General features: G+C 71.7%; 24 protein-coding genes and 1 pseudogene. 9 read left to right on the top strand and 16 right to left on the bottom strand.

Features of this window, described 5'->3' with window-relative positions:
* Positions 1–51 precede the first annotated feature (51 nt).
* From AQI95_RS09145 to AQI95_RS09110, 8 genes are all read right to left on the bottom strand, one after another.
* Entirely contained in the window at positions 52–939 is an 888-nt protein-coding gene (locus tag AQI95_RS09145) for a DUF5936 domain-containing protein (RefSeq protein WP_067120109.1), read from the bottom strand.
* A 14-nt stretch (positions 940–953) separates the two neighbouring features.
* A complete protein-coding gene (locus AQI95_RS09140) occupies positions 954–1,898 on the bottom strand; it encodes a type II secretion system F family protein (RefSeq protein WP_067120107.1) in 945 nt (314 codons plus the stop codon).
* A gap of 7 nt (positions 1,899–1,905) precedes the next feature.
* The gene (locus AQI95_RS09135; RefSeq protein ID WP_067120105.1) at positions 1,906–3,243 is read right to left on the bottom strand and encodes a TadA family conjugal transfer-associated ATPase; all 1,338 of its coding nucleotides are present in this window, start codon (positions 3,241–3,243) and stop codon (positions 1,906–1,908) included.
* A gap of 16 nt (positions 3,244–3,259) precedes the next feature.
* The gene (locus AQI95_RS09130) at positions 3,260–3,607 is read right to left on the bottom strand and encodes a TadE/TadG family type IV pilus assembly protein (RefSeq protein WP_067120103.1); all 348 of its coding nucleotides are present in this window, start codon (positions 3,605–3,607) and stop codon (positions 3,260–3,262) included.
* A 1-nt stretch (position 3,608) separates the two neighbouring features.
* The gene (locus tag AQI95_RS09125; RefSeq protein ID WP_067120102.1) at positions 3,609–3,989 is read right to left on the bottom strand and encodes a septum formation initiator; all 381 of its coding nucleotides are present in this window, start codon (positions 3,987–3,989) and stop codon (positions 3,609–3,611) included.
* Between the two features lie 7 nt (positions 3,990–3,996).
* Positions 3,997–5,232: a CpaE/TadZ family protein gene (locus tag AQI95_RS09120; protein ID WP_067120100.1), complete on the bottom strand. Its 1,236-nt coding sequence runs from the start codon at positions 5,230–5,232 to the stop codon at positions 3,997–3,999.
* A 12-nt stretch (positions 5,233–5,244) separates the two neighbouring features.
* Entirely contained in the window at positions 5,245–5,952 is a 708-nt protein-coding gene (cpaB, locus tag AQI95_RS09115; protein WP_067120098.1) for a Flp pilus assembly protein CpaB, read from the bottom strand.
* A 65-nt stretch (positions 5,953–6,017) separates the two neighbouring features.
* Entirely contained in the window at positions 6,018–6,908 is an 891-nt protein-coding gene (locus AQI95_RS09110; RefSeq protein ID WP_107121580.1) for a hypothetical protein, read from the bottom strand.
* A gap of 312 nt (positions 6,909–7,220) precedes the next feature.
* Between AQI95_RS09110 and AQI95_RS09105 the strand changes: the two are divergent.
* Positions 7,221–8,923 (top strand): annotated as a pseudogene (locus tag AQI95_RS09105) (chitinase).
* 121 nt (positions 8,924–9,044) lie between these two features.
* On the opposite strand, the gene AQI95_RS09100 reads toward AQI95_RS09105, so the two are convergent.
* The 5 genes from AQI95_RS09100 to AQI95_RS09080 form a co-directional block, all read right to left on the bottom strand.
* A complete protein-coding gene (locus tag AQI95_RS09100) occupies positions 9,045–9,635 on the bottom strand; it encodes a hypothetical protein (protein ID WP_079071144.1) in 591 nt (196 codons plus the stop codon).
* Between the two features lie 73 nt (positions 9,636–9,708).
* A complete protein-coding gene (locus AQI95_RS09095; protein ID WP_067120094.1) occupies positions 9,709–11,190 on the bottom strand; it encodes a GntP family permease in 1,482 nt (493 codons plus the stop codon).
* Between the two features lie 120 nt (positions 11,191–11,310).
* Positions 11,311–11,721 (bottom strand): RidA family protein, encoded by a 411-nt coding sequence (locus AQI95_RS09090; protein WP_067120092.1) that lies wholly within the window; start codon positions 11,719–11,721, stop codon positions 11,311–11,313.
* A 16-nt stretch (positions 11,722–11,737) separates the two neighbouring features.
* The gene (locus tag AQI95_RS09085) at positions 11,738–12,511 is read right to left on the bottom strand and encodes an IclR family transcriptional regulator (protein ID WP_067120090.1); all 774 of its coding nucleotides are present in this window, start codon (positions 12,509–12,511) and stop codon (positions 11,738–11,740) included.
* The gene (locus tag AQI95_RS09080) at positions 12,508–13,551 is read right to left on the bottom strand and encodes a sugar kinase (protein WP_067120089.1); all 1,044 of its coding nucleotides are present in this window, start codon (positions 13,549–13,551) and stop codon (positions 12,508–12,510) included. The genes AQI95_RS09085 and AQI95_RS09080 overlap by 4 nt, the downstream gene beginning before the upstream one ends.
* Positions 13,552–13,695: 144 nt before the next feature.
* On the opposite strand from AQI95_RS09080, the gene AQI95_RS09075 reads away from it, so the two are divergent.
* Both AQI95_RS09075 and AQI95_RS09070 read left to right on the top strand, forming a co-directional pair.
* The gene (locus AQI95_RS09075) at positions 13,696–14,967 is read left to right on the top strand and encodes an amino acid deaminase (protein WP_067120087.1); all 1,272 of its coding nucleotides are present in this window, start codon (positions 13,696–13,698) and stop codon (positions 14,965–14,967) included.
* Positions 14,968–14,991: 24 nt separating this feature from the next.
* Positions 14,992–16,602, top strand: coding sequence for an N-acyl-D-amino-acid deacylase family protein (locus tag AQI95_RS09070; RefSeq protein WP_067120085.1), 1,611 nt, complete (start codon positions 14,992–14,994; stop codon positions 16,600–16,602).
* A 25-nt stretch (positions 16,603–16,627) separates the two neighbouring features.
* Here the strand turns inward: AQI95_RS09070 and AQI95_RS09065 are convergent, their stop codons facing one another.
* The 3 genes from AQI95_RS09065 to AQI95_RS09055 all read right to left on the bottom strand — a co-directional run bounded on the left by AQI95_RS09065 (position 16,628) and on the right by AQI95_RS09055 (position 19,135).
* The gene (locus AQI95_RS09065) at positions 16,628–17,461 is read right to left on the bottom strand and encodes a trypsin-like serine peptidase (protein WP_067120083.1); all 834 of its coding nucleotides are present in this window, start codon (positions 17,459–17,461) and stop codon (positions 16,628–16,630) included.
* A gap of 156 nt (positions 17,462–17,617) precedes the next feature.
* Positions 17,618–18,229: a DUF1707 SHOCT-like domain-containing protein gene (locus AQI95_RS09060; protein ID WP_079071143.1), complete on the bottom strand. Its 612-nt coding sequence runs from the start codon at positions 18,227–18,229 to the stop codon at positions 17,618–17,620.
* A gap of 135 nt (positions 18,230–18,364) precedes the next feature.
* The gene (locus tag AQI95_RS09055) at positions 18,365–19,135 is read right to left on the bottom strand and encodes a RodZ family helix-turn-helix domain-containing protein (protein ID WP_067120081.1); all 771 of its coding nucleotides are present in this window, start codon (positions 19,133–19,135) and stop codon (positions 18,365–18,367) included.
* A gap of 126 nt (positions 19,136–19,261) precedes the next feature.
* On the opposite strand from AQI95_RS09055, the gene AQI95_RS09050 reads away from it, so the two are divergent.
* The 6 genes from AQI95_RS09050 to AQI95_RS09025 all read left to right on the top strand — a co-directional run bounded on the left by AQI95_RS09050 (position 19,262) and on the right by AQI95_RS09025 (position 25,712).
* On the top strand, positions 19,262–20,473 hold the full coding sequence (locus tag AQI95_RS09050) for a pyridoxal phosphate-dependent aminotransferase (RefSeq protein ID WP_067120079.1): 1,212 nt from the start codon (positions 19,262–19,264) through the stop codon (positions 20,471–20,473).
* Between the two features lie 88 nt (positions 20,474–20,561).
* On the top strand, positions 20,562–20,981 hold the full coding sequence (locus AQI95_RS09045) for an SCO4983 family protein (RefSeq protein ID WP_067120077.1): 420 nt from the start codon (positions 20,562–20,564) through the stop codon (positions 20,979–20,981).
* Positions 20,982–21,317: 336 nt separating this feature from the next.
* Complete coding sequence (locus AQI95_RS09040; RefSeq protein WP_067120075.1) at positions 21,318–22,394, top strand: substrate-binding domain-containing protein; 1,077 nt, start codon at positions 21,318–21,320, stop codon at positions 22,392–22,394.
* Positions 22,395–22,412: 18 nt separating this feature from the next.
* The gene (locus tag AQI95_RS09035) at positions 22,413–23,582 is read left to right on the top strand and encodes a toxic anion resistance protein (protein ID WP_067120073.1); all 1,170 of its coding nucleotides are present in this window, start codon (positions 22,413–22,415) and stop codon (positions 23,580–23,582) included.
* Positions 23,579–25,123 (top strand): vWA domain-containing protein, encoded by a 1,545-nt coding sequence (locus AQI95_RS09030; protein WP_067120071.1) that lies wholly within the window; start codon positions 23,579–23,581, stop codon positions 25,121–25,123. The genes AQI95_RS09035 and AQI95_RS09030 overlap by 4 nt, the downstream gene beginning before the upstream one ends.
* Positions 25,110–25,712 carry a hypothetical protein gene (locus tag AQI95_RS09025; RefSeq protein WP_067120070.1) on the top strand — a complete coding sequence of 201 codons (603 nt, stop codon included), beginning with the start codon at positions 25,110–25,112 and terminating at the stop codon, positions 25,710–25,712. The genes AQI95_RS09030 and AQI95_RS09025 overlap by 14 nt, the downstream gene beginning before the upstream one ends.
* The last annotated feature ends 9 nt before the right edge of the window (positions 25,713–25,721 follow it).

The raw sequence follows: 25,721 nt of genomic DNA, 5'->3' as shown, positions 1-25,721 counted from the left end.
TGCAGGGCTCCCCTGCTCCGCCCGGTCACTCCGGCCACCGCCATCCCCGCCTCACTTCCCGGTCAGTGAGCCGAAGTCCACGCCGGAGCCGAGGATCAGGCCGGCGCCCAGCAGGAGCATCGTGGCCGGGACCATGAACGTGGTGATCATCAGCGTGGCCTTGGGCACCGCGCGGGCGGCCTTGCGGCGGGCGTTCTGGGCGTCGGTGCGGCGCATGTCCTTCGCCAGGGAGACGAGCGTGTCGACGATCGGCGCGCCCAGTTCCTCGCCCTGCTGCAGTGCCGTCACGAACATCGCGACCTGCTCGGAGTCGTTCCTGCGGCGCAGTTCCGCGAAAGCCTGGCGGCGGCTCATGCCGAGGTCCATCTGGCGCAGGGTGATGCGCAGTTCGTCGGCCCAGGGGCCCTCGTAGCGGGAGGCCACGCGGTCCAGGGCCTGGCGGAAGCCGAGCCCGGCACTGACCACCACGGCCAGCACGTCCAGGAAGTCCGGCAGGGTGCGCTCGATGACGTCCCTGCGGACCCGGATCGCCGACCAGATGCCGACCTCCGTCCAGAACGCCCCGAAGAGCAGCAGCAGTAGGGCCACGAACCACTGGCCGCGCAGGAGGAAGACCAGGAAGCCCACGGCGCCGAGCGCGCCGTAGACCGCGCGGCGGGCCGCGTAGCGGTCGATGGTCAGGCCGCCGGGGTTGCCGGCGAGGTCGATCTTGCGGCGGTACTTGCCGACGAGGCGCGGGCCCATCAGGCGCAGGACGGCGGGGGCGTAGCGCATGCCCATGCGGTCGATGACCGAGCCGACCGCGCCGGTGCGGGTGGCGCCGACCTCCAGGGCGACGGCGAGGTCTCCGGGGAGCTTGGCGTCCGCGCGGTACATGCGGATGCCGGTGAAGGCGCCCCAGACGGCGAGGCCCATCAGCAGCGCGAGCAGGAATGCCACGGAGTCCGCTCCCCTCACACGTCGATGCGGCTGAGGCGGCGGATGAACACGAAGCCGACGGCGTACATGGCGAACGCGATGATCACGCAGGCCTGGCCGACGGGTGAGCCGGTCATCCGCTCCAGGGCGCCGTCCTTGACGCCGTTCATCAGGAACAGCGCGCCGACGCCCAGGACGGGGACGGCGTACGACGTCATGGTCACCTGGGACAGCTGGGTGCGGATCTCGCGCCTGGTCTCCTTGCGTTCCTCCAGCGTCTCGGTCAGGTTGCGCAGGGCGCCGACCACCTGGCCGCCCGCGCGGTTCGACAGCACCAAGGTCGTGACCAGCACGACCAGTTCGCGGGAGGGGAGCCGGTCGGCCAGCTCGCCCAGCGCGTCGTCCAGGGACTGGCCGATCGCCAACTGGTCGGCCACCTTCCCCAGTTCCTCGCCCGCCGGGGCCTCCAGCTCCTCCGCCGCCATGCCGATCGCGGTGCGCAGGGCGAGGCCGGCCTGGGTGGCGTTGGCCAGGATGCGGGCGAGTTCGGGCAGTTGGTTGATGAACCGCTCGATGCGTTTCTGGCGCTGCCAGTTGAGGAACTGGACGGCCGCCCAGATGCCGAGCAGTCCGGCGAGCGGGCCGAAGAAGGGGGCCAGCGTGGCCTGGCCGATCAGCCAGAGCGCGGCGACCGCGGCGAGCATGTGGACGAAGAACTCGCCCGGGGTGACGTCCAGACCGGTCGCCGCCAGCCGCAGTTCCAGCCAGCGGCCGAAGCGGGTACGGCGCAGCCGCCGGTCGAGGTCGCGAAAGCGGCGCCTGCGGCCGGTCGCCGGCACCGGGCCGGTGTGGATGAGACGGTCCACGAGGGCGGCGCGCTGGGCCCGGCCCGAGGCGTAGATGTGCACGCCGGCCACCGCCAGGACGCAGGTCAGCAGCGCCACACCGGTGGTGAGCTGGACGAGGGTGTGCAGTTGCATGGGGGGCCTACCTGGCTTCTCGGGTGGCGAGCTGGTCCGCGGAGTGGGCGACCCCGAAGGCCTGCGGGACGGGCTGGCTCGCCATGTAGAGGCGGTCGGCGCTGCGGCGGGGCAGCGGGAAGTACTGGAAGGTGCCGTACACACGGCCGTCGGAGGTCATGGGCCGGGCGTCGAAGCGGGCCACGGTCGCGATCCGGTACGGCTCCCCGCCATGGCTGTCGAGAAGCGCGATCTCGGTGATCCGGCGGGCGCCGTCGGCGAACCTGGTGAGCTGGACGATGACGTCGACCGCGCTGTTGATCTGGTCGTGCAGCGCCACGAAGGGGACCTCGACGTCGGACATGGAGGCCAGGGTCTGCAGCCGGGTCAGCGCGTCCTCGGCGCTGTTGGCGTGGACGGTGGCGAGGGAGCCGTCGTGGCCGGTGGACATCGCCTGGAGCATGTCGAGGGACTCGCCGCCGCGGACCTCGCCGACCACGATCCGGTCCGGGCGCATCCGCAGGGAGTTGCGGACCAGGTCGCGGATGGTCACCTGGCCCTGGCCCTCGACGTTCGGCGGCCGCGCCTCCAGGCGGACCACATGGGCCTGCTGGAGCTGGAGTTCGGCGGAGTCCTCGATGGTGATGATGCGTTCGTGCGGCGGGATGAGCCCGGACAGCGCGTTCAGCAGGGTGGTCTTCCCGGTGCCCGTGGCCCCGGAGACGATGATGTTGAACTTCGCCTGCACCAGCCCCGCCAGCAGATACACCATGTGCTCGTCCAGCGAGCCGAAGGAGATCAGCTCCTGCAGGGTGAAGGAGCGCGGGAAGCGGCGGATGGTGAGGATCGGGCCGGTCAGCGACAGCGGCGGGATGATGACGTTGACGCGCTCGCCGGAGGGCAGCCGGGCGTCCACCATCGGGTTCGACTCGTCGACCCTTCGGTTCACGGTCGACACGATCCGCTCGATGGTCTGCATCAGCTGGTCGGCGGAGGCGAACCGGATCGGCAACTGCTCGACCCGGCCGCCGCGTTCCACGAAGATCGCGTCGGCGCCGTTCACCATGATCTCGGTGATCGAGGCGTCCTCCAGCAACGGCTCCAGGATGCCGAGGCCGAGCGCCTCGTCCACCACCCGGCGGATGAGCTGTGCGCGCTCGACCGTCGACAGGACGGGACCCTCGCGGCTGATGATGTGTCCGAGCACCCGTTCGAGTCGCGCCCGACGTTCGGCGGCGGCCAGCGAACTCATCTCAGCGAGGTCGATCTCCTCCAGCAGCTTGGCCCGGTAGGAGGCGACCAGATGCCCTTCCTCGCCCCGGCTGCCGTGCTCCTCCGGAGTGCTGATGCGTGCCCGCAGGCTCATGTCGGCGACTCCTCGCTCAGTGGTCCAGCGGCATGGTGGCGGACTTGGTGGCGTCGCCGAAGTCCCAGACGATCTTCGGGATCTTCACGGTGGCGGTGACGGTGACCGAGTCGCCCCCGCCCCCGCTCTCGCCGCATCGCACGGTGAGCGCGCCGCTGACCGCACCGGCGCACGCCTGCTGTGCGTCCTGCCGCAGGGAGGCCGCCCGCGCACCGGCCCGCGCCGCCGTACCGGCCTGCTCGGCGGCGTAGGCGACGGCGCCGATCTGGATGCCCGCCATGCCGACGATGAGGAGGACCGGGATGAACCCGAGGTACTCCAGGGCCACTTGGCCCGTGTCCCGCCGCCTGCGCCTGTACGACATCTCAGCGCTTCACCTCCTCGACGGCACCGGCGTGGCCGTGCACCGTGGCGGGAAAGGAGAACACCCCGGGGAAGAGAACCGGGACCTTGAGGGAGACGTCGGCCGTGACATAGCCGGACGCACTGCAGTTCACCGTCGCATCCCCTCTCCACGCCGCCGACAGGTGCTTCATCCCCGCGCTCGAACAGGCCGCCTGCCGCGCGCCGCCCGGCGCCGCGGCCGTCCCCGCCCGCGCCGCCTCGTCGGCAGCATTCCCGGCCAGCGTGAAGGTGTACCCCACGAGCACGGCCTGCCACAGCAGCACCAGCGTCAGGACGATCAGCGGCGTCATCCCCAGGAGCTCGATGCTGACCTGCCCCCGGTCCCCACCCGGCCTTCTCATGCCCCGCTCACTCCTTCCGCCGCCGGAAGCCGACCGGGCCGCGCCCGCCGCCGCGATGCGCCGCGCCCTCGGCGGGCTTCACCAGCCCCAGTTCCCCGGCGAGCGCCCACAGCGCCTGCTTCACGGAACTCCTGCCGTCCAGTTCGTGGACCCGGCCCGCGTCCACGACAGCCTGCAGTTCCTTGAAGTTGGCGGGCACGGAGGTACGCGCCAGCGCCGTACCGGTGATGCGCTGGACCAGCGCGGGCTGGATCTCCGTGTGGCGCGAATGCCGGTTGACGACCACCGTCGTCTCCTCCGCCTTGCGGATCTGCAGCCGGTCCCACATCCGTACCGTCCGCTTGGCGGCGCGTACGGAGATCACGTCCGGGGTGGTCACGAGCAGGGCGGTGTCGGCCATCTCCACCACCGCCGCGCCGGCGCCGCTGAGCTGGGCGCCGCAGTCGACCACGACCACCTCGTAGCGGGAGCGCAGGGCGCTGACGATCTGCCGGGCGGCGCGGTCGGTGACCTCCTCGCCGCGCTCGCCCTCGGCGGGGGCGAGGAGCAGGGCCAGCCCGGTGTCGTGCCGGAAGACGGCGTCGGCGAGGACGCGGGGCGAGATGTCGGTGATCGTGGCGAGGTCGACCACGGACCGCCGGAACTGGATGTCGAGGTAGGAGGCGATGTCCCCGGTCTGCAGATCCAGGTCGACCAGGGCCGTCGCCCGGCCCGAGGCCTGCGCGGCGAGGGCCAGCTGGATCGCGGCCAGCGTGGCTCCCGCTCCCCCCTTGGCGCCGCTGACCGTGACGACCGTACCGCCGGCGCCGCCGAACACGTCCGCGCCGTGGCCGAGATGGCGCCGTACCCCGGTCGACCACTGGGCGACGGCCTGGACCCGGCTGGCGAGTTCCTCGTACGACAGCGGGAGCGCGACCAGGCCGCGGGCGCCGGAGTCCATGGCGGCGGAGAGCAGGCCGGGGCTCGCGTCGGTGGTGACGAGGATGACGCCGACGGCCGGGAAGCGCAGCGCGACCTCGCGGATCAGTTCCAGGGCCGGGACGGGTCCGATGTGCTCATGGACGACGACCACTTCGGGGAGCTCGTCCACGGACTCGGCGGCGAGCCGGGCGAGGGTGTCGACGAGCTGGGTGGAGTCGCCGACGGGGGGTTGCGGTTCGGCGTCGGGGAGCTGGCTGAGGAGGGTGACGAGGGAGCGGACGGCGTCGGGGTCGGCGCCGGCCGGGAGGATCCTGGTGGGCATGCGGGCCGCCTCTCACTTGTCCGTCGCGAGTTCGTAGGTGCGGTCCTTGTCGGGGACGCCGGTCCCGCCGCCGGGCGCGACCAGCGCGAGCCGGACGCGCTGGGCGAAGGACTCGGCGTAGGTGATGCGCTGGGCGTCGAGGGTGGACAGCGCGAAGGTGATGGGGACGGCCTCGGTGGGCTGCTGCTGGTTCTTGCCGCTGTCGGGGTCGAGGGCGGTGATCCGGCCGACGTCGAGGACCCGGGCGTCGGTGACGATGATCTTCGACTGGTCGGGGTCGCCGTCCTTCTTCCCGGCGAAGGTGGCGTAGACGTTGACCCGGGAGCCGGGGGTGATCTTGCCCGCCACGCCCGTCGCCGCGTCGATCATGATGGCGACCTCCTGCTGTCCGGGCTGGAGGGCGGGCTGGTCCACGATCATGTCGGTCTGGAGCAGCGACCCGGCGCGCAGTGTGGTGACGGCGATCTTGCCCTGGATCTGATGGAGGTCGGTGACGGCGTTGCCGGACAGCCACCGCTTGGGCATCTCGATCTTCTCGAACTGCCCGGTGTCCAGCGCGGTGTAGGGCGTGACGTCGGACCTGACCCGGTAGGCGGTGACCTCGGGTCCGACCTTGGAATCCACGTTGTGGACGACGGAGAGCACCCCGGCGAACGCGCCGAGAGCGCACAGGACCGACAGGATCAGCAGTATCACGCCGCGGCGCTGACGGGAGTTCATGAACCGTGCAACCTCGTTGGGGGAATCGGTCGGGCGGGATGCGGGATGTCGGCGTGCCGGTCGGGTCAGGCGGGCGTGCGCTGTTCCAGGGCGCGGGGTGCGACGGGTTCGTGGCCGGGCGGGGTGGCGGAGCAGAAGACGCAGCGGTCGCCGATGACGTCGAGCCCGCACCAGTGGCAGGTGGTCTGCCGTACCGATGCGACCAGTTGGTACAGGACGGAGAGATCGGCGAGATGGCTGCAGAACTCGGTCATGCGGCCGGTCCCCCACCACACCGGGGACTCGGCGGGCAGCGGGACCTCGCGCAGTCCGTGCACGCTCCACCGGCCGGCGAGCCCCGAGACCCAGTCGCCCTGGGTCTGCTGCTGCCCTCTGGCGACGAGCATCCAGGTGTTGAACTCGGGCCCCTTGAGGGTGGCGCCGGGCCCGGTGCGCACGAGCTGCGGCTCGGGATGGGCGAGCACGGCGAACTGGCTGCCGGGCATCCAGGACTTGGCGTGCGCCTTGAGGCCGACCGGCACCCGGTCCAGTCTGGCGACGGAACCCAGTACGGCTCCGGCGTGGATGTAGTGGGTGAGCAGCCGTCCGGCGGAGGCGATGACGCCCGGACTCAGATCGCAGGAGGCGAGCTGGCGCAGCTGCCGGGCGAGCACGGCGACGCCGAGGGGCGGCAGTTCGGGCGGCCGGAAGAACGCGATGCGGTCGCTCTCCAGCAGCGAGCGCAGGGTGTGCAGCCGCCGCACGACGGGGTCCGCGGTGGCCTGGGAGCAGACGACCACGAGGTATCCGTGCTGCTCGGTGAGGGTGTGGAGTTCGGTGAGCGCGTGCTCCAGCGGCCGCTGGTCGAGGCCGCTCAGCACGACGGCCGGCATGGTCCGTTCGTCCTGCGCCGGCAGTGCCATGTCGGCACTGGTCACGGCAATGGCAGTTGGCACGCGCGGCTCCCCGCTCTTCACACTCGCCGGTCCACGGGAGTAACTCCCGTGCACCGGGACGACTTCACTGCGTGACTACGTGAGCACTGTATCCACGGCCGAATGACCGGAGAACAGCGTTTGTGAAGCTCGTATGGAACTCGCTCTGCGCAAGTCCCGCCAAATCAGGACAGGTTGAGCACGCACACGGAAACACTTCTGGTCTGGACCTCTTGACACCCGGATTGGTCTGGACCAACTTGTACGCCAACGGTGGCCACCGTCGCTCTCCCTCCCTCCCCGAACTTCCCCACCGGAGGCCCAGTGGACCACGCACAGGCACACGCACCAGGCATACCCAGACCCCGCGGACGGCGAATCACCCTGTGGTCCGCCGCCACGGCCCTCGCCCTCTCCGTCGCCGGCCTCACCGCCGCCGCCGGCCCGGCCTCCGCCGCGGACGTCGACAACGTCAAGAACGCGGGCTTCGAATCGGGCCTGACGAACTGGACCTGTACATCGGGCAGCGGCACGACCGTCTCCTCCCCGGTCCACGGCGGCTCCTCCGCCCTCAAGGCGACCCCGGCCGGCCAGGACGACGCCCAGTGCACCCAGACGGTCGCGGTCCGGCCCAACTCGACGTACACGCTCAGCGCGTGGGTCCAGGGCGGCTACTCCTACCTGGGCGTGACAGGCACGGGCACGACGGACGTCTCGACGTGGACCCCGGACACGGCGGCCTGGAAGCAACTGTCCACGACCTTCACCACGGGCGCGTCCACCACCTCGGTCACGGTCTACACCCACGGCTGGTACGGCCAGGCGGCGTACTACGCCGACGACGTCTCGGTCTACGGCCCCGACGGCGGCGGAGGCGGCGACCCGGCCCCGACGGTCCCGGCGGCCCCCACGGGACTGGCCGTCTCCTCCACGACCTCCTCCTCGGCCTCCCTCTCCTGGTCCCCGGTCTCGGGCGCGACGGGCTACAACGTCTACCGGGACGGCACGAAGGTGACGGCGGTGACGGGAACGTCGGCCACGGTGACCGGTCTGTCGGCGTCGACGTCGTACGGCTTCCAGGTGACGGCGACGAACGCGGCGGGCGAGTCGGCGAAGTCGGCGTCGGTGACGGGCACGACGGCGTCCTCCGGCACCGGCGGCGGGGGCGGCGCGCTCCCCAAGCACGCGGTGACGGGCTACTGGCAGAACTTCAACAACGGCGCCACCGTCCAGAAGCTGTCGGACGTCCCGTCGTCGTACGACATCGTCGCGGTGGCCTTCGCCGACGCGGCGTCGACGCCGGGCGCGGTGACCTTCAACCTGGACTCCGCCGGGCTGGGCGGCTACACGGTCGACCAGTTCAAGGCGGACATCAAGGCGAAGCAGGCGGCCGGCAAGAAGGTCGTCGTCTCGATCGGCGGCCAGAACGGCACGGTGTCGATCAACGACTCGGCCTCGGCGGCGAACTTCGCGAACTCGGTCTACTCCCTGATGCAGACGTACGGCTTCGACGGCGTCGACATCGACCTGGAGAACGGCCTGAACGCGACATACATGACCCAGGCACTGCGGTCCCTGTCGTCCGAGGCGGGCCCGTCCCTGATCATCACGATGGCCCCCAGACGATCGACATGCAGTCGACGTCGAACTCCTACTTCCAGACGGCCCTGAACATCAAGGACATCCTCACGGTCGTCAACATGCAGTACTACAACAGCGGTTCCATGCTGGGCTGCGACGGCAAGGTCTACAGCCAGGGCTCGGTCGACTTCCTCACGGCCCTGGCCTGCATCCAGCTCCAGGGCGGTCTCTCCCCGTCCCAGGTGGGCCTGGGACTGCCGGCCTCGACCAGCGCGGCGGGCAGCGGCTACGTCTCACCGACGGTGGTCGACAATGCCCTGGACTGCCTGACGGCGGGCACGAACTGCGGCACCTTCAAACCGTCCAAGACCTACCCCGACCTGCGGGGCGCGATGACCTGGTCCACGAACTGGGACGCGTCGGCGGGCAACGCGTGGTCCAACGCGGTGGGAGCACACGTACACGCCCTGCCGTGATGTGAGACCCGCTCACCGACGACGACGCCCGGCCCCTGGAAAGGGTCCGGGCGTCACTGTGTGCGCACCACGCGCGCTTCCCCGATCCGCGCCACGCGCCGGATCCGGTTCACCCGCTCGTTCACTCGGTGTCCGCGGACCCCTCGGTGTCCGACGCGGCCCCGGTGTCCTCGCCGTCCTCGAAGTACGCGTCCAGGACCGCGTCCAGTTGCCCGTCCCACTCCTGGAAGCGGGACCTGGACGCCGCCTCGATCTCGATCGGGTACCAGCGGCGCTCGGGGGTGTGCACGGTGATCGTGTAGCGCTTGCCGAAACGGGGGGACTCCGTCTCGACCGCCGCGATCTCCTCCCAGCGGAACTCGCAGGACTCCTCGTCCAGGCGGAGGCGGACGCCCTTGCGGTCGGCCACGATCCGCGCGCGGCGGTCGGACGCCTCGAAGACCGGGCCGTCGTCCGCCGTGTCCTCCTCGGGTTCCGAGGACTCCTCCGGCTGCGCCGACGCCACCGCGTCCTGCGGCTCCTGCTCCGACTCCGGCTCCGGCTCCGCCGACGACCGCGCCGTGTCCGGCTCGGAGTCCTTCGGCCCGCCGGGCCTGGCCGGGGCCGTGAGTCCGGGAATGAACGCCGGGTCGAAACCGGCGCCCGTCACGGGCTCGGCTTTCAACGGCTCGGCCTCGGACGGCTTGCTGCTCGCTCCTATGCGCTGCTCCACGGCGGCAGTATGGACGACTTCCCTGTGCCGGAACCAGTCAGCCCGCTCATCCCCGGGTTCACTCACGTCACGTTCACACGAACACGCTGACCGCCGACGCGACCGCGAAGCCCGCCACCGACAGGACCGACTCCAGGACCGTCCACGTCCGCAGCGTGTCCCGTTCGCTGATGCCGAAGTACTTGGCGACCATCCAGAAGCCGCCGTCGTTGACGTGCGAGGCGAAGATCGAGCCCGCGGAGATGGCCATGATGACCAGGGCCACGAAGGCCTGGGAGTGGTGGCCCTGCGACAGCAGCGGGGCCACGATTCCCGCCGTCGTCACGATCGCCACCGTCGCCGAGCCCTGGGCCACCCGGAGCACGAGCGAGATCAGGTACGCGAGGACGATCACCGGCAGGCCCACGCCGTGGAAGGTGTCGGACAGGGCCTGGGCCACCCCGCTCGCCTTCAGTACGGCGCCGAAGATCCCGCCCGCGCCGACCACCAGCAGGATGTTGCCGACCGGCTTCAGGGAGGAAGTCGACACCGCCTCCAGGGACTTGCGGGACCAGCCGCGGCGGATGCCGAGGAGGTAGTAGGCCATGAGCAGGGCCAGGGTCAGGGCCACGAACGGGCTGCCGAAGAACTGCAGGACCGAGCGGCCCGGGGACGGGTCCAGGGCGATCGAGGAGAAGGTGGCCGCGAGGATCAGGATCAGGGGCGTGCCGATGATGACCAGGACCGTGGCGAGGGGTACCGGCTCCTCCCGCGGCTCCACGCCCTGCGCACGCTGTTCCGCCGCCACCGCCCGCGTCGCCTCCTCCGCCGCCTCGACCATGTCCTGCGGTACGGCGACGAAGATCCGCTTTCCGATCCAGGCGGAGAACGCCCAGGCGGCCAGCACGGCCGGGATGCCGCAGACGACGCCCATGAGGATGACCCAGCCGAGCTGGACGTGGAGGAGGCCGGCGGCCGCCACCGGGCCCGGGTGCGGGGGCAGGAAGGCGTGGGTCATGGAGAGACCGGCGAGCAGGGGCAGGCAGTAGAGCAGGATCGACCTGCCACCGCGCTTGGCCGCCGCGTAGACGAGGGGCGCCAGGACGAAGATGCCCACGTCGAAGAAGACCGGGATGCCGAAGATCAGGCCCGTCAGACCCATGGCGAGAGGGGCGCGCTTCTCTCCGAAGAGCGACAGGAGGCGGGAGGCCAGTACCTCCGCGCCGCCGCTGACCTCCAGGATCGCGCCGAGCATCGTGCCGAGGCCGATGACGATCGCGACGTGGCCGAGGATGCCTCCCATGCCGGACTCGATGGTGGAGACGGCGCTGGAGCTCTGGACGGTGCCGAAGAGTTCGGAGACCGAGAGGCCGGCCAGCAGGCCCACGGTTATGGAGACGGCGAGCAGCGCCACGAAGGGCTGGAGCCGGACCTTGATGATCAGGAAGAGCAGGAGGGCTATGCCGAAGGCGGCGACCGTGAGCAGGCCGGGGGTGCCGTCCACGAGGAGGAGCAGGCCTCCGGTGTGGGGTGGTGGGGCGGTCGTCGGGGCGGACGAGGCGAGAGAAAGGGACATTCGGGGGTCCTCTTCGTAAATGCATCGTGCTTTCGGGCAGGGAGGAGCGCGGCACGGCGCCCAGGGGGTGAGGGCCGCCGTGCCGTGCGGGGCGTGCGGGAGGTGAGGGATCGTCAGGACTCAGCCGAGTACGGCGAGCGCGTCGATCTCGACGAGGAGGCCGGCCGGGAGGCCGACGTAGACCGTGGTCCGGGCGGCGGGCGGCTGGGTGAGGCCCTGCTCCTCGAAGTAGGTGTTGTAGATCTCGTTCATCTCGGCGAAGTGGCCCACGTCCGTCAGATAGACGCGGATCATCATCACGTCGTCCCAGCCCGCGCCGCCCTCTTCGAGGATCGCCGCGACGTTGGCGAGGGTCTGCAGGGTCTGCTCGCGCAGGGTGGGACCGGCCGGCGTGGGGGGCTTGCCGTCCTCGGCGGGCAGGAAGCCGACCTGGCCGGCGACCTGGAGGATGTTGCCCTTCTTCACTCCGTGCGAGAACTTGGCGGGCGGGGTGGTGTGGGTCTTCGGGGTGAGGGCGATCTTCTCCGTCATACCTGGTCCTTCTCGGTCATGCGAGGTCCCTCGTGGGGTCCGTCACGGGCGTTCTTCCGGAGTACTCGCCGCTGATCGCGTCCGCGCTGCGGCGGACCTGCGGGAGCAGGGTGAGGAGTTCCTCGGCGGTGACCACCACGTTCGGCGCGGACACCGACATCGCGGCGACCACCCGGCCGTCGGCGCCGCGGATGGGGGCGGCGACGCAGTTGATGGACTCCTCGTGACCACCGAGGTCGGTGGCCCAGCCCTGTTCGCGCACCTGCTCCAACTCCCGCAGGAAAGCCGGGGCGTTGGGGGTGGAACGGGCCGTGTACAGGGGGTAGTCGAGCTTGTCGGTGAGGGCGCGGCGCTCGGGTTCGGGCAGGTCGGCGAGGAGGAGCTTGGCCACGGCCGCGACCGTGACGGCGACCGGCTTGCCGATCCGCGAGTACATGCGGACCGGGTAGCGGCTCTCCACCTTGTCGATGTAGAGGACCTCGCCCTCCTCGTACACGGCGAGGTGCACGGTGTGGCCGCAGGCCTCGTTCAGCCGCACGAGGTGGGGGTGGGCGATCTCGCGGATGTCGAGGTTCTCCATCGTCTCCTGGGCGAGGGCGAAGAGGCGGGCGCCGAGACGGTAGCGCTGGTCGGACTGACGGTAGACCAGGCCGTGCTCGTGCAGGGTGCGCAGGAGGCGGAGCGCGGTGGACTTGTGCACGCCGAGGCGCTCGGCGACCTGGCCGAGGTCTGCGGGACCCTCGGCGAGCAGCGGCAGGATGCTCAGGGCGCGGTCGACGGTCTGGCTCATGGGGTGTTCGCCTCCTGTGTGGCCCGCTCGGCCTGCGTCCAGCCGGGGGCGAGTCGAAGTCTCCCCCATGCGGCGCCGTCCAGGGCGGTCAGGCGGTCGGCGTGGTCCCGGGCGGGGGGTGCGGCCAGGTCGCCGGGGGCGGTGAGGGCGGCGGCGGCGAAGAGGTGGCCGTGGCGCAGGCGCTCCCGTGCGGGCAGGCCGCGGAGGGTGGCGGAGAGGAAGCCGGCGGCGAAGGCGTCTCCGGCGCCGGTGGTCGCCACGACGTCCACGTGGAGGGCCGGTTCGAAGGCGGGCGGGGTCGCGGCGGGCCGCCGCTCGAACGCCGTCGCCCCCCTCTCCCCCTGCTTCACCACCAGCACCCCCGGCTCCGGGAGCGCCGCCCGGATCGCCTGCGGGCCGCCCGTGACGCCCCAGGCCTGCGCCGCCTCGTCCTCGCCGACGAAGACGATGTCCGCGCGGCGGGCCAGGTCCAGCAGGGTCAGCGGGTCCCCCGCGGTGCGCCACAGGGACGGGCGGTGGTTGACGTCGAAGGACAGCAACGGGCGGCCCGGACGCGCGGCGGTCAGGGTGTGCATCAGGGCACGGCAGTCGTCGGACAGGGCCGCCGTGATGCCGGACAGGTGCAGGACGCGGCCCGCCCGCGCCGCCGCCAGGTCCACGTTGTCCGCGGACATGGCGGAGGCGGCCGAGCCCGCCCGGTAGTACGCCACCTCGTGCGCGCCCGTGCCCCGCTCGCCGGCCGTGCGGAAGTAGACGCCGGTCGGGCGTGCCGGGTCCCGGGAGACGGACGAGACGTCGACGCCGTACCCGGCGATGCGCTCCACCAGGTGGTCGCCGAAGCCGTCCGCGCCGACCCGGCCGACCCAGCGCGCGGTGTGCCCGGCCGCCGCCAGCACGCACACCACGTTGGACTCGGCGCCGCCGATCGCGCGGTCGAAGGAGGGCACGTCCGCGAGGCGGCCCGGTCGGCCGGGCAGGAAGGTGACCATGGACTCGCCGAGTGCGACCACGTCCACGACGTCCCGGGCCGCACCCTTCACGGCGTAAGCAGCGTCGTTGATGATGACTCCTGTCCGATCCCCGGGTCACGGCTTCGTTGACCCGATGTCGGCGAGATGCTAGACACCATTCAGCAACCCATGCAATGGCCGTTGCAGATAATGCAACGGCGAGAGAGGGGCTCCATGAGCAGCGAAGCGCTCACCCGGCTGGCCGAGGAACGCGTCGACCACCGCTTCAAGGGCCTCCCGCCGGACGCCGACGGCCTCACCGTCGGTGAACTGGCCGCCCAGCGCCGCAACCTCTTCGCCGAGGCCGACGGCTTCACCACGCCCGTCCTCGCCCTGTCCGCGGAGCGCCTGGAGCACAACCTGGCGCTCATGGAGACGTACGCCGCCCGGCACGGCCTGGCCTTCGCTCCGCACGGCAAGACCTCCATGGCCCCGCAGCTCTTCCAGCGGCAGATCGACCACGGCGCCTGGGGCATCACCCTGGCGGTGCCCCACCAGGTGCGCGTCGCCCGGGCGTTCGGCGTCCAGCGGGTCTTCCTCGCCAACGAGCTGGTGGACGCCCCGGCGCTGCGGTGGATCGCCGGGGAACTCGCCGCCGACCCCGCCTTCCGCTTCGTCTGCTACGTCGACTCCGTGCGCGGCGTGGAGCTGATGGACGCCGCGCTCAAGGGCTCCACGCGGCCCGTCGACGTCGTCGTCGAACTCGGCGCCGGGGACGGCGCCCGCACCGGGGTGCGCACGGAGGCGGACGCCCGGGCCGTCGCCGAGGCCGTCGCGGGCACCGCGACACTGCGGCTCGTCGGCGTGGCGGGGTACGAGGGCGAGGTGCCGCAGGCCGATCCGGAGCGCGTGCGGTCGTATCTGCGGCGGCTGGTGGCGCTCGCCGCCGACCTCGACAAGGGCGGGCTGTTCGGCCGGGCCGAGGAGATCGTGGTGAGCGCGGGCGGCAGCGCCTGGTTCGACGCGGTGGCCGACACCTTCGCCGAGATTCCCGGGCTGTCCCTCCCCGTGCTGAAGCTGCTGCGCTCGGGCGCGTACGTCTCGCACGACGACGGGCACTACCGCAGGCTGACCCCGTTCGCCCGGGTCCCCGAGGAGGGCGCCCTGGAGCCCGCCTTCCGGCTGTGGGCGCAGGTCGTCTCGCGGCCCACCCCCGAGCAGGCCTTCGCCGACGCGGGCAAGCGCGACGCGGCCTACGACCTGGACCTGCCCGCCGCCCAGGTGGTGCGCCGGGGCGGGGTCGAGCGGCCGGCCGACGGGATCACCGTGACCGGACTGTCCGACCAGCACACCTGGCTGCACACGGAGGAGGGCGCGGACGTCGAAGTGGGCGACTGGGTCGGCCTCGGCCTGTCCCACCCGTGCACGTCCTTCGACAAGTGGCAGCTGATCCCGGTGGCCGAGGCGGACGGGACGGTCGTCGACTACATCCGCACGTACTTCTAGGAGCCGGTGAAAGGGAGGCGGGACATGGAGGACCTGGTCATCCGGGACGCCGACGTCGTCGACGGCAGCGGCGCACCGTCGTACCGGGCCGATGTGGTGCTCGACGGCGGGCGGATCGTCGCGATCGTCGCGGAGGCCGCCGCGGCCGGCTGCCGGCGCCCGCGCGCCGTGCGGGAACTGGACGCGGAGGGCCTGGTCCTCTCCCCCGGCTTCATCGACATGCACGCCCACTCCGACCTCGCGCTGCTGCGCGACCCCGGCCACGGTGCGAAGGCGGCGCAGGGGGTGACGCTGGAGGTCCTCGGCCAGGACGGGCTGTCGTACGCGCCGGTGGACGACCGCACCCTGCGCGAGGTGCGGCGGGCGATCACCGGGTGGAACGGGTACGGCGACGACATCGACTTCGACTGGCGCTCGGTCGGCGAGTATCTGGACCGGCTGGACCGGGGCATCGCCGTCAACGCGGCCTATCTGATCCCGCAGGGCACGGTCCGCGCGCTGGTCGTCGGCTGGGAGGACCGCGAGGCGAGCGGCGAAGAGCTGGACCGTATGCGGCAGTTGGTGGCGCAGGGGCTGGAGCAGGGCGCGGTCGGGCTGTCCTCCGGGCTCACCTACACACCGGGCATGTACGCCCCGGACGCCGAACTGACCGAACTCTGCCGGGTGGTGGCCTCGTACGGCGGCTACTACTGCCCGCACCACCGCTCCTACGGCGCCGGCGCGCTGGCGGCGTACGCCGAGATGGTCGACCTCACCCGGGAGGCCGGCTGTCCGCTGCATCTGGCCCACGCGACGATGAACTTCGGCGTGAACGAGGGCAGGGCGCCCGAGCTGCTGGCCCTCCTCGACCGGGCCCTGGACGCCGGCGCGGACATCACGCTGGACACCTATCCCTACACACCCGGCTGCACCACCCTGGCCGCGCTGCTGCCGAGCTGGGCGAGCGCGGGCGGCCCGCGGGAGGTCCTCGCCCGGCTCGCCGACCCGGCGACGGCCGAGCGGATCCGGCACCATCTGGAGGTGACCGGCTCGGACGGCTGCCACGGCGTACCCGTGCAGTGGCGGACGATCGAGATCTCCGGCGTCGCCGACCCCGCGCTGGGCGATCTCGTGGGCCGCACCGTCCGGGAGGCCGCGCAGCTGCGGGGCGAAGCCCCCTGGGACACCGCCCGGCATCTGCTGCTGACGGACCGGCTCGGTACGACGATCCTCCAGCACGTGGGCCACGAGGCCAACGTCCGCACGATCATGCGGCACCGCACCCACACCGGCGGCTCCGACGGCATCCTCCAGGGCGACAAGCCGCATCCGCGCGCCTACGGCACCTTCCCGCGCTATCTCGGCCACTACGTGCGGGAGTTGGGCGTGCTCTCGCTGGAGGAGTGCGTCGCCCATCTCACCTCCCGGCCCGCGGCCCGGCTGCGACTGCCGGACCGCGGGCTGGTGCGCGAGGGGTACCGGGCCGACCTGGTGCTGTTCGACCCGGAGACGGTGGCGCCCGGCGCGAGCTTCGCCGAGCCCCGCGCGCTTCCCACGGGGATCCCGTACGTCCTGGTCGACGGCCGGTTCGTCATCGAGGACGGGAAGCGCACGGATGTGCTCGCGGGCCGGTCCGTGCGCCGTACGCCGGTGTGAGCGCCCTGCGCCGGCGCGAGCGCCGTTACGGCTTCGGCAGGACGCAGTCGGCCGCGGCGAGGTTCAGCTTGTTGCCCGTGGTGAAGCAGGCCGGTATCTGGTAGGTCTCCTCGGCGTAGTTGATGCCCTGATGGATGGTGACGTTGCCGTTCTCGTCCACCTCGCACGGGTTGTTCACCGTGCAGGTCTCGCCGTCCTCGTTGCCGGTGTTGTTGACGGCGACGACCTTGCCGGTGGAGGTGTCGATCACCGGGGAGCCGGAGGTGCCGCCGATGGTGTTGCAGGCGGAGGTGTAGCGCAGGGAGTCCTTCCAGGTCCAGTCGCCCTCCTTCAGCCGGTACACGAAGCCGTCGACGTTGCAGCTGTAGGTGCGCTTCCAGTAGCCGGAGACGACCTTGATGGCGGTGCCGGCGGTGGGGTGGGTGTCCTGCACGGTCAGCGGGCTGATGCCGTACGCGCTCTTGATCTGCGCGTACGTGGTGGTCAGCCGGTAGATCGTGACGTCCGTGTCCGTCATGGTGGAGTACACGACCTGGTTGGCGCGCAGGGTGGCGACCTTGCTGCCGGAGGAGTTGAGCAGGCCGAAGGTGCGGCTGGAGGACTGGCCGGTGATGACCTGTCCGGGGTCCGGGAAGCCGGTCTCCAGGCAGTGGCCGTTGGTCAGCACCAGCGCCGGGTCGCTGTCGGCCGAGTTGGGGAAGCGGATCACGGAGCCGGAGCAGTTGCTGAGCGCGACGGTACCGGCGAAGTCGACGGTCGCCTTCGGCTTGGCGGCGGTGTGCGGCGCGGCGACCGCCGGGGTCGCGCCCAGCCCGGCGATGGCCAGGGAGGAGAGCGCGGCAAGGAGAGGCTTGTTCATGTGGGGGTCCCCTCTTACGACTTGGGCGACCGGAATGTTCCGGCCGCCCGCTTATTGTCATGCGCATTGTCGGTGCATGCGGGGGGCGGGAACAAGAAGCCGGCTCAGGTCATAGGGGTTTCCCTGTACGGGCGCGAAAGAGCGACCCGTGCTGTCTCAGCGGCCTTTGGGCTTGGTGACGACGGCACCGAACAGCGCGAACGCCTTGACGACGACCCGCGGCGCGCCCGGCCGGGCCGACTTGCGCGCGCCACGCCCGCCGACCGCGCCGAACAGCCCGAAGCCCTTGACCTCGACGTCGATGTCGTCGGGTACGACGATCCCGGTGCCACCCCACACGGCGACGGCCCGGATCACCGTCTCCTGTGCGCAGAACCGGGCCTCGGTCAGATCGAGGCGCCCACCGCCCCACATCGACCAGGCGGTGAACCGCGGCGGCAGGACCCACTCGCCGGACCGCCGGAACCCGCCGAACAGCCCCAGCGCGAAGCGGGACGTGGGCGCCCGGTCCACCACCAGCCGGTCCCTGGGCCCGGGTTCGGGCAGCCCGCGCACGGCGACCGCCAGCTCGCCCCGGGTGCGCGCCCGGTACACCGCGGTGAGCCGGCCGTCCAACTCGCCCAGTTCCAGACGCCCGTCGGCCACCGCCGAGCGCACCCGCTCGGCCGACCGTTCGCGGTCCTCGTCACAGGCCAGCACGTCGTGGTCGGGTGAGACGGCGGGTATCGCCTGCTTCGCCTCGTCGGAAGGTCCGAACTGCTCGGTCATGCGGGCAACCCTCCCATGCGTCACCGCACGGACGGCACGGGCCGACCCGGCGTGTCCGGGCGCCCGACACGCGGCCGACGGACGCCCGAGCGGCACGGAACGGGCCGAGGTCGGCGCGAAGCCGCAGCCCGCCGGTCAGTGACCGTGCCTTCCCGCGCCGTGCCCATGCCGCCAGCCGCCGGGGAACCCGGACGCGGAGGCCGTCGGGCTCGGCGTCGTACCGCCGGAGGCGGGCGGCCCGGACGTCGTGGGGCTCGCGGCGGAGGGCGAGGCGGTCGGGCCGCCGGCCGTCCGCGCCGGGGACGCGTCGGCGGCCGAGGACGCCGGCGGACCGGACGGACCGGTCGAGGGGGACCCGCCGGAGGTCGTCGGGGCGGCCGGGGCAGGGCGGTCCGTGCGGGGGCTCGCCCCGGCGGAGTCGTCGTCGGCGTTGCGTCCGCCGCCGGCCGGCCGGGAGCCGTGCCGTCCGGCGGAGTCCGAGCCGCCCGCCACGGCGGCGATCACCGCGACCGCACCGGCCACCCCCAGCACTCCGGCGACGGCCGCCACGCGCCGGCGGCCGCCCGTGCGCCTCCCGGCACGGCGACGCGCGGCCCGCCCCTCGTCCGCCGGTGCCAGCGCGCCCGCCTCGGACAGCCCTGCCGGCGCGGCCGGTCCGACCGGCGCGGGCGGCTCACCCAGCGGGGGCAGTTCGCGTGTCTCGTCGTAGGCGCTCTGCCAGCCGTGGGCGGCGGCGGGGTCGGTGTAGCCCTCGTACACCGGGGCCGCCGGGGCCTGCGGGAGGTACACGTTCGGCCGAACCGGCGGCGACGGCCGCGCGTGCGGGGCGTGCGGCGGCTCCCCGGGCTCCCCGCCCGGTTCCTGGGCGCCGGGCACCCCTGTCTCGTACTCCCGCTCGGTGGACATGACCGCGGATTCTAGGGACGCAAGTGGCTCTTGAGACAGCTGACGGCGATATCCGGGCAAATCTCGGTGTCTCACGTGTCGGAAAACACGGCCCGGGACCCATGACCGGGTCGTAAGCTCACGAGCATGCAGGTGATCCAGTCGACGAAGCTCGCCAACGTCTGTTACGAGATCCGGGGCCCGGTGCTCGAGGAGGCGATGCGGCTGGAGGCGGCCGGTCACCGCATCCTCAAGCTCAACACCGGCAACCCGGCCGCCTTCGGCTTCGAGTGCCCGCCGGAGATCCTCGAGGACATCCTCCGCAACGTCTCCACCGCCCACGGCTACGGCGACGCCAAGGGCCTGCTGGCCGCCCGCCGCGCGGTCGTCATGCACAACCAGACCCTCGGCATCGAGACGGACGTCGAGCACGTCTTCATCGGCAACGGCGTCTCCGAGCTGATCGTGATGGCGATGCAGGGCCTCCTCGACGACGGCGACGAGGTGCTCGTACCGGCCCCGGACTACCCGCTGTGGACCGCCGCCGTCTCCCTCTCGGGCGGCACGGCCGTGCACTACCGCTGCGATGAGCAGTCCGACTGGATGCCCGACCTCGCGGACGTCGAGCGCAAGGTCACCGACCGCACCAAGGCCCTCGTCATCATCAACCCGAACAACCCCACGGGCGCGGTCTACGACGAGGCGATGCTGAAGGGCCTGACCGACATCGCCCGCCGGCACAACCTGCTGATCTGCTCCGACGAGATCTACGACAAGATCCTCTACGACGGCGCCCGGCACACCCCGACCGCGAAGATCGCCCCGGATCTGCTCACCCTCACCTTCAACGGCATGTCCAAGGCGTACCGGGTGGCCGGGTACCGGGTGGGCTGGATGTCCGTCTCCGGGCCGCGCGCACACGCCGATTCCTACATCGAGGGCCTGACGATCCTGGCGAACATGCGCCTGTGCGCCAACATGCCCGGACAGCACGGTGTGGTCGCCGCACTCAGCGGACGCCAGTCGATCAACGACCTGGTGCTGCCGGGCGGCCGGCTGAAGGAGCAGGTGGACACCGCCTACGAGCTGCTGACGCAGATCCCGGGCGTGAGCTGCGTACGGCCCAGGGGCGCGCTGTATCTCTTCCCGCGCCTCGACCCCCAGGTCTTCAAGATCAGGGACGACCGGCAGATGGTCCTGGACCTGTTGCGCCAGGAGAAGATCATGGTCGTCCAGGGGACGGGCTTCAACTGGCCCGAGCCCGATCACTTCCGGGTGGTGACCCTGCCGAGCGTCGGCGACCTCCGGGACGCGATCACCCGGATCGGGACCTTCCTGGACGGATACAGCCAGCCGTAGTCGACGGACTTCATTCCGTGACCCGACTCAACTTTAGACGAAATCTAAGCTAGGATGGCTTCCTGTCAGAGCACAGGAGGCCATCCCCATGTACGAACCGATCCGCACCAAGTCGGTCCACAGCACGATGGCCGACACCGCCTCCGACGTCCCTCACCGCACGCGCGAGGAGGAGCTGGACATCCAGCTCGCCGCCCATCTCGCCGCACTGCTCGCCGTGACCGACGAACTGCGGGCGTCCACCCCGTCGGCCGAGCTGGACGCGGCGGCGGATCACCTCGCGGCTCAGGTGACCCGGCTGCGGGGAGGTCGTACGCCCCTGCGCGCGGCACCGGCCGCGGCAGGTGACCCCGCCCTCCTGCACCGGCGCGCCCACGCGCTCGCCGGGCGGGCGCTGGTGGTCGCCGCCTCGCGGGCGGACACGGCCGTGGCGATCCTCGCCGCCGAGCGGATGGACGCCCACACGGCCGCGCCGGCCGATCCCCAGCAGCTCAGCGCCGCCCACTGACCCCGCCGGGGGTCCCTCGATCGGCCCCGGTCCGCGTGCACCCGCAGCGACGCGCGGACCGGGAGCCATGGCACTGCGTTGGCTTCGGCCGGGTTCTTGGGGTGCGGTGCGTTTGATCAGTGCCGTGGGGCGGGCCGCCTGTCCACCGTGGCGGCTCGTGTCGATCTGCGGCTGACGGTCCGTCGTGGTTTCTCGCGCAGTTCCCCGCGCCCCTTGGGGAGTTGCGGTGCCCTGCGCTCCTCGGCGAGGAGGCGTTGCAGTGCCGGGGCCGGTATGTCACCCACCGTTCATCGGCCACCACGGGGAATGTTGGGTTCCGGGAGCACGCTCCCCGGCGTGAGACGAATCGCTGGAATCGTCCTCGCCGTACTGCTGATCGGTGGCGTGGTGGCCGCCGTCGTCGCGGGCCGGCACGGGGAGGACAAGGGCACGGCAACGAAGACCGTGCGTGGAGTGATCGGGTCGGAGAAGGCAGACTTCTTCGCCGATCCCGATGTGGTGAAGGCCCTCGCCGCCAAGGGCTACACCGTGAAGGTCGAGTCCTCCGGCTCCTGGGCGATGGACGGACTGGACCTCAAGGGCTACGACTTCGCCTTCCCCGGCAGTCAGGCGCCCGCCGACCAGCTGGCCGCGAAGTACCACGCGCAGGAGCCGCTGCCCCGGCCCTTCTACTCGCCGCTGGTCGTCGTGGCCCACCGCAGCGCGGCCGACGTGCTCGCGGCGAACGGGCTGGCCACGCTCGACGGCAGGAACCGCGGCACGCTGAAGATGGCCGCGTACCTGGACGCCGTCCGGCAGAACCGGACCTGGCAGCAGCTCAAGGGGTCCGCGGCGCACGGGGAGCTGACGGGCACGCTCTACATCACGAGCACCGACCCCGAGACCTCCAACTCCGGTGCCCTGTACCTCGCCGCCGCCTCCTACGTCGCCAACGGCGGCAAGGTGGTCGCGAGCGAGACCGACATCGACCGCACCGCGCCCCTGCTGCACAAACTGGTCAGCGTCCAGGGCGCCCAGCAGTCCAGCAGCGACTCGGTCTTCCGGGACTTCGTCAGCGGTGCCGGAAACCCGCTGGTCCTGATGTACGAGTCGCAGGTCGCCTCGCTGCTCGTCACGCAGCACCATGCGGACGACCTCGTGGTCCTCTACCCCGGCACCACCGTCAACAGCGACCACACCGTCGTACCGCTCGACGCCGACGGACGGGCGCTCGGCGAACTCCTCGGCACCGACCCGACCCTGCGCAGGCTCGCCGTCCGGCACGGGTTCCGGCCGCAGGGCGACGCCGCCGAGTTCGTCTCGGCCACCGCCGGCGAGTCCGACTATCTCAACCAGAATCTCACCGGCGTCCGGCAGGCGCCCGTGCCCACCTCCCAGGTGCTGCACGAGATGACCCGCCGGGCGCGCGGATGACCCGGGGGGGCATGCCACATGACCGACAGGGACAGTGAGTTCAGCCTTTCGCCGCCGGAGCCGGTGGCCGCCGTGCCCCCGGACCGGGCCGGTGGGCTCGTGCCCGTCGAGGACGCGGTGCGCGACGAGATGGCGCGCAAGGCCACCGCCTACGTCGCCTCGCTCGCCTCGCTCGACGCCCGTTCGCCCGAGTTCACGGGCAAGGTCGGCGAGATCGCCGCGCTCGGCGCGGGCGAGCTGCGGACCGCCGCCGCCCAGTCCGACCGGATGCTGGAGCGGACCCTGCGCAGCCTGCCCGACAAGGGCGGGGACGCGACCGCGAAGGTCGCCGGGTCGCTGGTGGAGCTGCGCCGGGTCGTGGAGGACCTGGATCCGCGCGACCTGCCCGGGAGCCGGAGCAGGAAGTTCCTGTCCCGGCTGCCCGGCGGTACCCGGCTGCGCGACCACGTGGCCAAGTTCGCCTCCGCGCAGGGCACGCTGAACCAGATCGTGGGAACCCTGCGCGGCGGCCAGGACGAACTGCGCCGCGACAACGCCGCGTTGCAGACCGAGCGGGTGCGACTGTGGGAGACCATGGGCAAGCTCCAGGAGTACGTCGTCCTCACCGAGGCCCTGGACACCGCCGTCGAGGAGCACGTCAACGGGGTCGGCGACCCCGAGCAGGCCGACACCCTCCGCGCCGACGTGCTCTTCCCCGTCCGGCAGAAGCACCAGGACCTGCTCACCCAGCTCGCCGTGTGCGCACAGGGCTACCTCGCCATGGACGTCGTACGCCGCAACAACAACGAGCTGATCAAGGGGGTCGACCGGGCCGCCACGACCACCGTGTCCGCCCTGCGCATCTCCGTGATCCTGGCCTCCGCGCTGGACAGGCAGAAGAAGGTCGTCGAGCAGGTCGACGCCCTGCGCGGGACGACCGAGGACCTCATCCGGGGCAACGCCGAGATGCTCTCCTCGCAGGGCGAGGACATCCAGCGCATCGCCGCCGACCCGGCCGTCGGCGCCGAGACGCTGCGCGGCGCCTTCCAGCAGATCTACCGCACCCTCGACGCCATCGACAGCTACAAGGTGCAGGCGAGCGAGGTGATGGCCTCGACGGTGGCCTCGCTGGCCGACGAACTGCACAACGCCACCGCCTACTTGGAACGCAGCAGGTCCCAGGGCGCTTTGGAGGGCCCGCTCCCATGAGACGACGACGATCCGCCCTCGCCCTGCTCGCCGTGACGGCCGCCCTGCTGAGCGGCTGCACGTCCGAGGACCACAAGAAGGACGACCCCGCGGCCCCGGAGCCCGGCACCCTGCGCGTGCTCGCCTCCAGCGAACTCAGCGACATGGGCGCCGTCTTCGACCGTGTCCGCAAGGACACCGGCATCACCGTCCGGCCCACCTACATGGGCACCCTGGACGCCGTCGATCTGCTGGCCAAGGGCAAGGCCGACGGGGCGTACGACGCGCTGTGGCTGTCCTCGGACGACTATCTGCGGCTGCGACCCGACGCGGCCAGGAAGGTGGTCTCCGAGACACCGGTGATGTCCAGCCCGGTCGCCATCGGTGTCAAACCGGCCACGGTCAAGTCCCTCGGCTGGAAGCCCGATCAGGTGACCTGGAGCCAGATCGAACAGGCCGTGCAGGACGGCAGGCTGACCTACGGCATGACCGACCCGGCCCGCTCCAACTCCGGCTTCTCCACGCTGATATCGGTGGCCTCGGCCCTCTCCGGCGCCCAGTCCGCGCTCACCGACGCCGATGTCGCCAAGGCCACTCCGCGGCTGAAGGAGTTCTTCAAGGGCCAGAAGCTGACCTCGGGTTCCTCGGGCTGGCTGGCCACCGCCTACCAGCGGCGCGGCACGGTCGACGCCCTGCTCAACTACGAGTCCGTGCTCAAGGGCATCCCGGGCCTCACCGTGTTCCGCCCCGGCGACGGTGTCGTCACCGCCGACTATCCGCTCTCCTCGCTCGCCTCGACGAGCGCGCGCACCCGCGAGGACGTCCGCCGGGTGACCGAGGATCTGCGCACCGACGCCGTGCAGCGGCTCATCACCGACACCACCCACCGCCGCCCGGTCGTCGCCTCGGTGCCGCCCGCGCCCGGCCTCGACACCAGCCGCCGCCGCGAACTGCCCTTCCCGGGCAGCCGCTCGGTCGCCGACGGCCTCCTCCACTCCTACGAGAACGAACTGCGCCGCCCTTCCCGCACGGTGTACGTCCTCGACACCTCCGGCTCGATGGCCGGCGAGCGGCTGAAGGCGCTGAAGAAGGCGCTGACCGACCTCACCGGCGACTTCCGGGAGCGCGAGGAGGTGACCTTGATGCCGTTCGGCTCGAACGTGAAGAGCGTGCGCACCCATGTCGTCGACCCCAAGGACCCGAAGGCCGGCCTGGACGCCATCCGCCGGGACACCGACGCCCTCGGCGCCGACGGCGGCACCGCGATCTACACCTCGCTGGAGAAGGCGTACGACCATCTCGGCGACGGCAAGGACACGTTCACCTCGATCGTGCTGATGACCGACGGCGAGAACACGGCCGGTGTCGACGCCGGTGACTTCGACGGCTTCTACCGCTCCCTCACCGGCACCCGGCGGGACACCCCCGTCTTCCCGATCCTCTTCGGCGACTCCTCCCGCACGGAGCTGCAGCACATCGCCGACCTGACCGGCGGCCGTCTCTTCGACGCCCAGCAGGGCTCACTGGACGGCGCCTTCGAGGAGATCCGTGGCTACCAGTAGGGTCCTCGGCTATCTGGAGTCCCGCAAGAACCTCACCGGCGGCGCACTGGGGGTCGTCGGGCTGGTGCTGACCTTCACCGGGGTCGCGGGACCGTACTGGCCGGTCGTGGTCGTCGGCCTGTACGGCGCGGGCGCGCTGACCGCCCCGCCGGAGCGGCCGGCCCTGCCCGACTTCCCGAGCCCGTCGGCCCAGCTGGACGCCATCCGGGCCGACTTCGCGAAGCTGCGCGGCTATCTCGCGGACGTCGAGCTGCCCGCCACGGCCGGCGACTGGCTCGCCGAACTCACCGAGCTGCTGACCGCGTTGCTGGAGCCGGGCTGGGTCGCCGAGGCCCTCGCCCAGGACCCGGACGGCGTGCACACGGTGTCCCGCGCGGTACGGCAGGACATCCCGGAGGCCGTCGACGCCTATGTGCGCACCCGCTGGTGGACTCGGATGACCGCGGGCGCGGAGTCCCCGGAACGCCATCTGGACCGGCAGCTGGCGCTGCTCCGCGAGGAGGCCGAGCACCTGGTCTCGGGCCTGCGGGACAAGGAGGCGCGGCGACAGGAGTCGCACACCCGGTATCTGGAGGAGCGCAACAACTGAAAAGGGCCG

This window comes from Streptomyces yokosukanensis, assembly GCF_001514035.1.
Taxonomy (GTDB): domain Bacteria; phylum Actinomycetota; class Actinomycetes; order Streptomycetales; family Streptomycetaceae; genus Streptomyces; species Streptomyces yokosukanensis.
The sequence above is the reverse complement of the archived record's forward strand: the minus strand, read 5'-3'. Positions and strand labels throughout refer to the sequence as shown.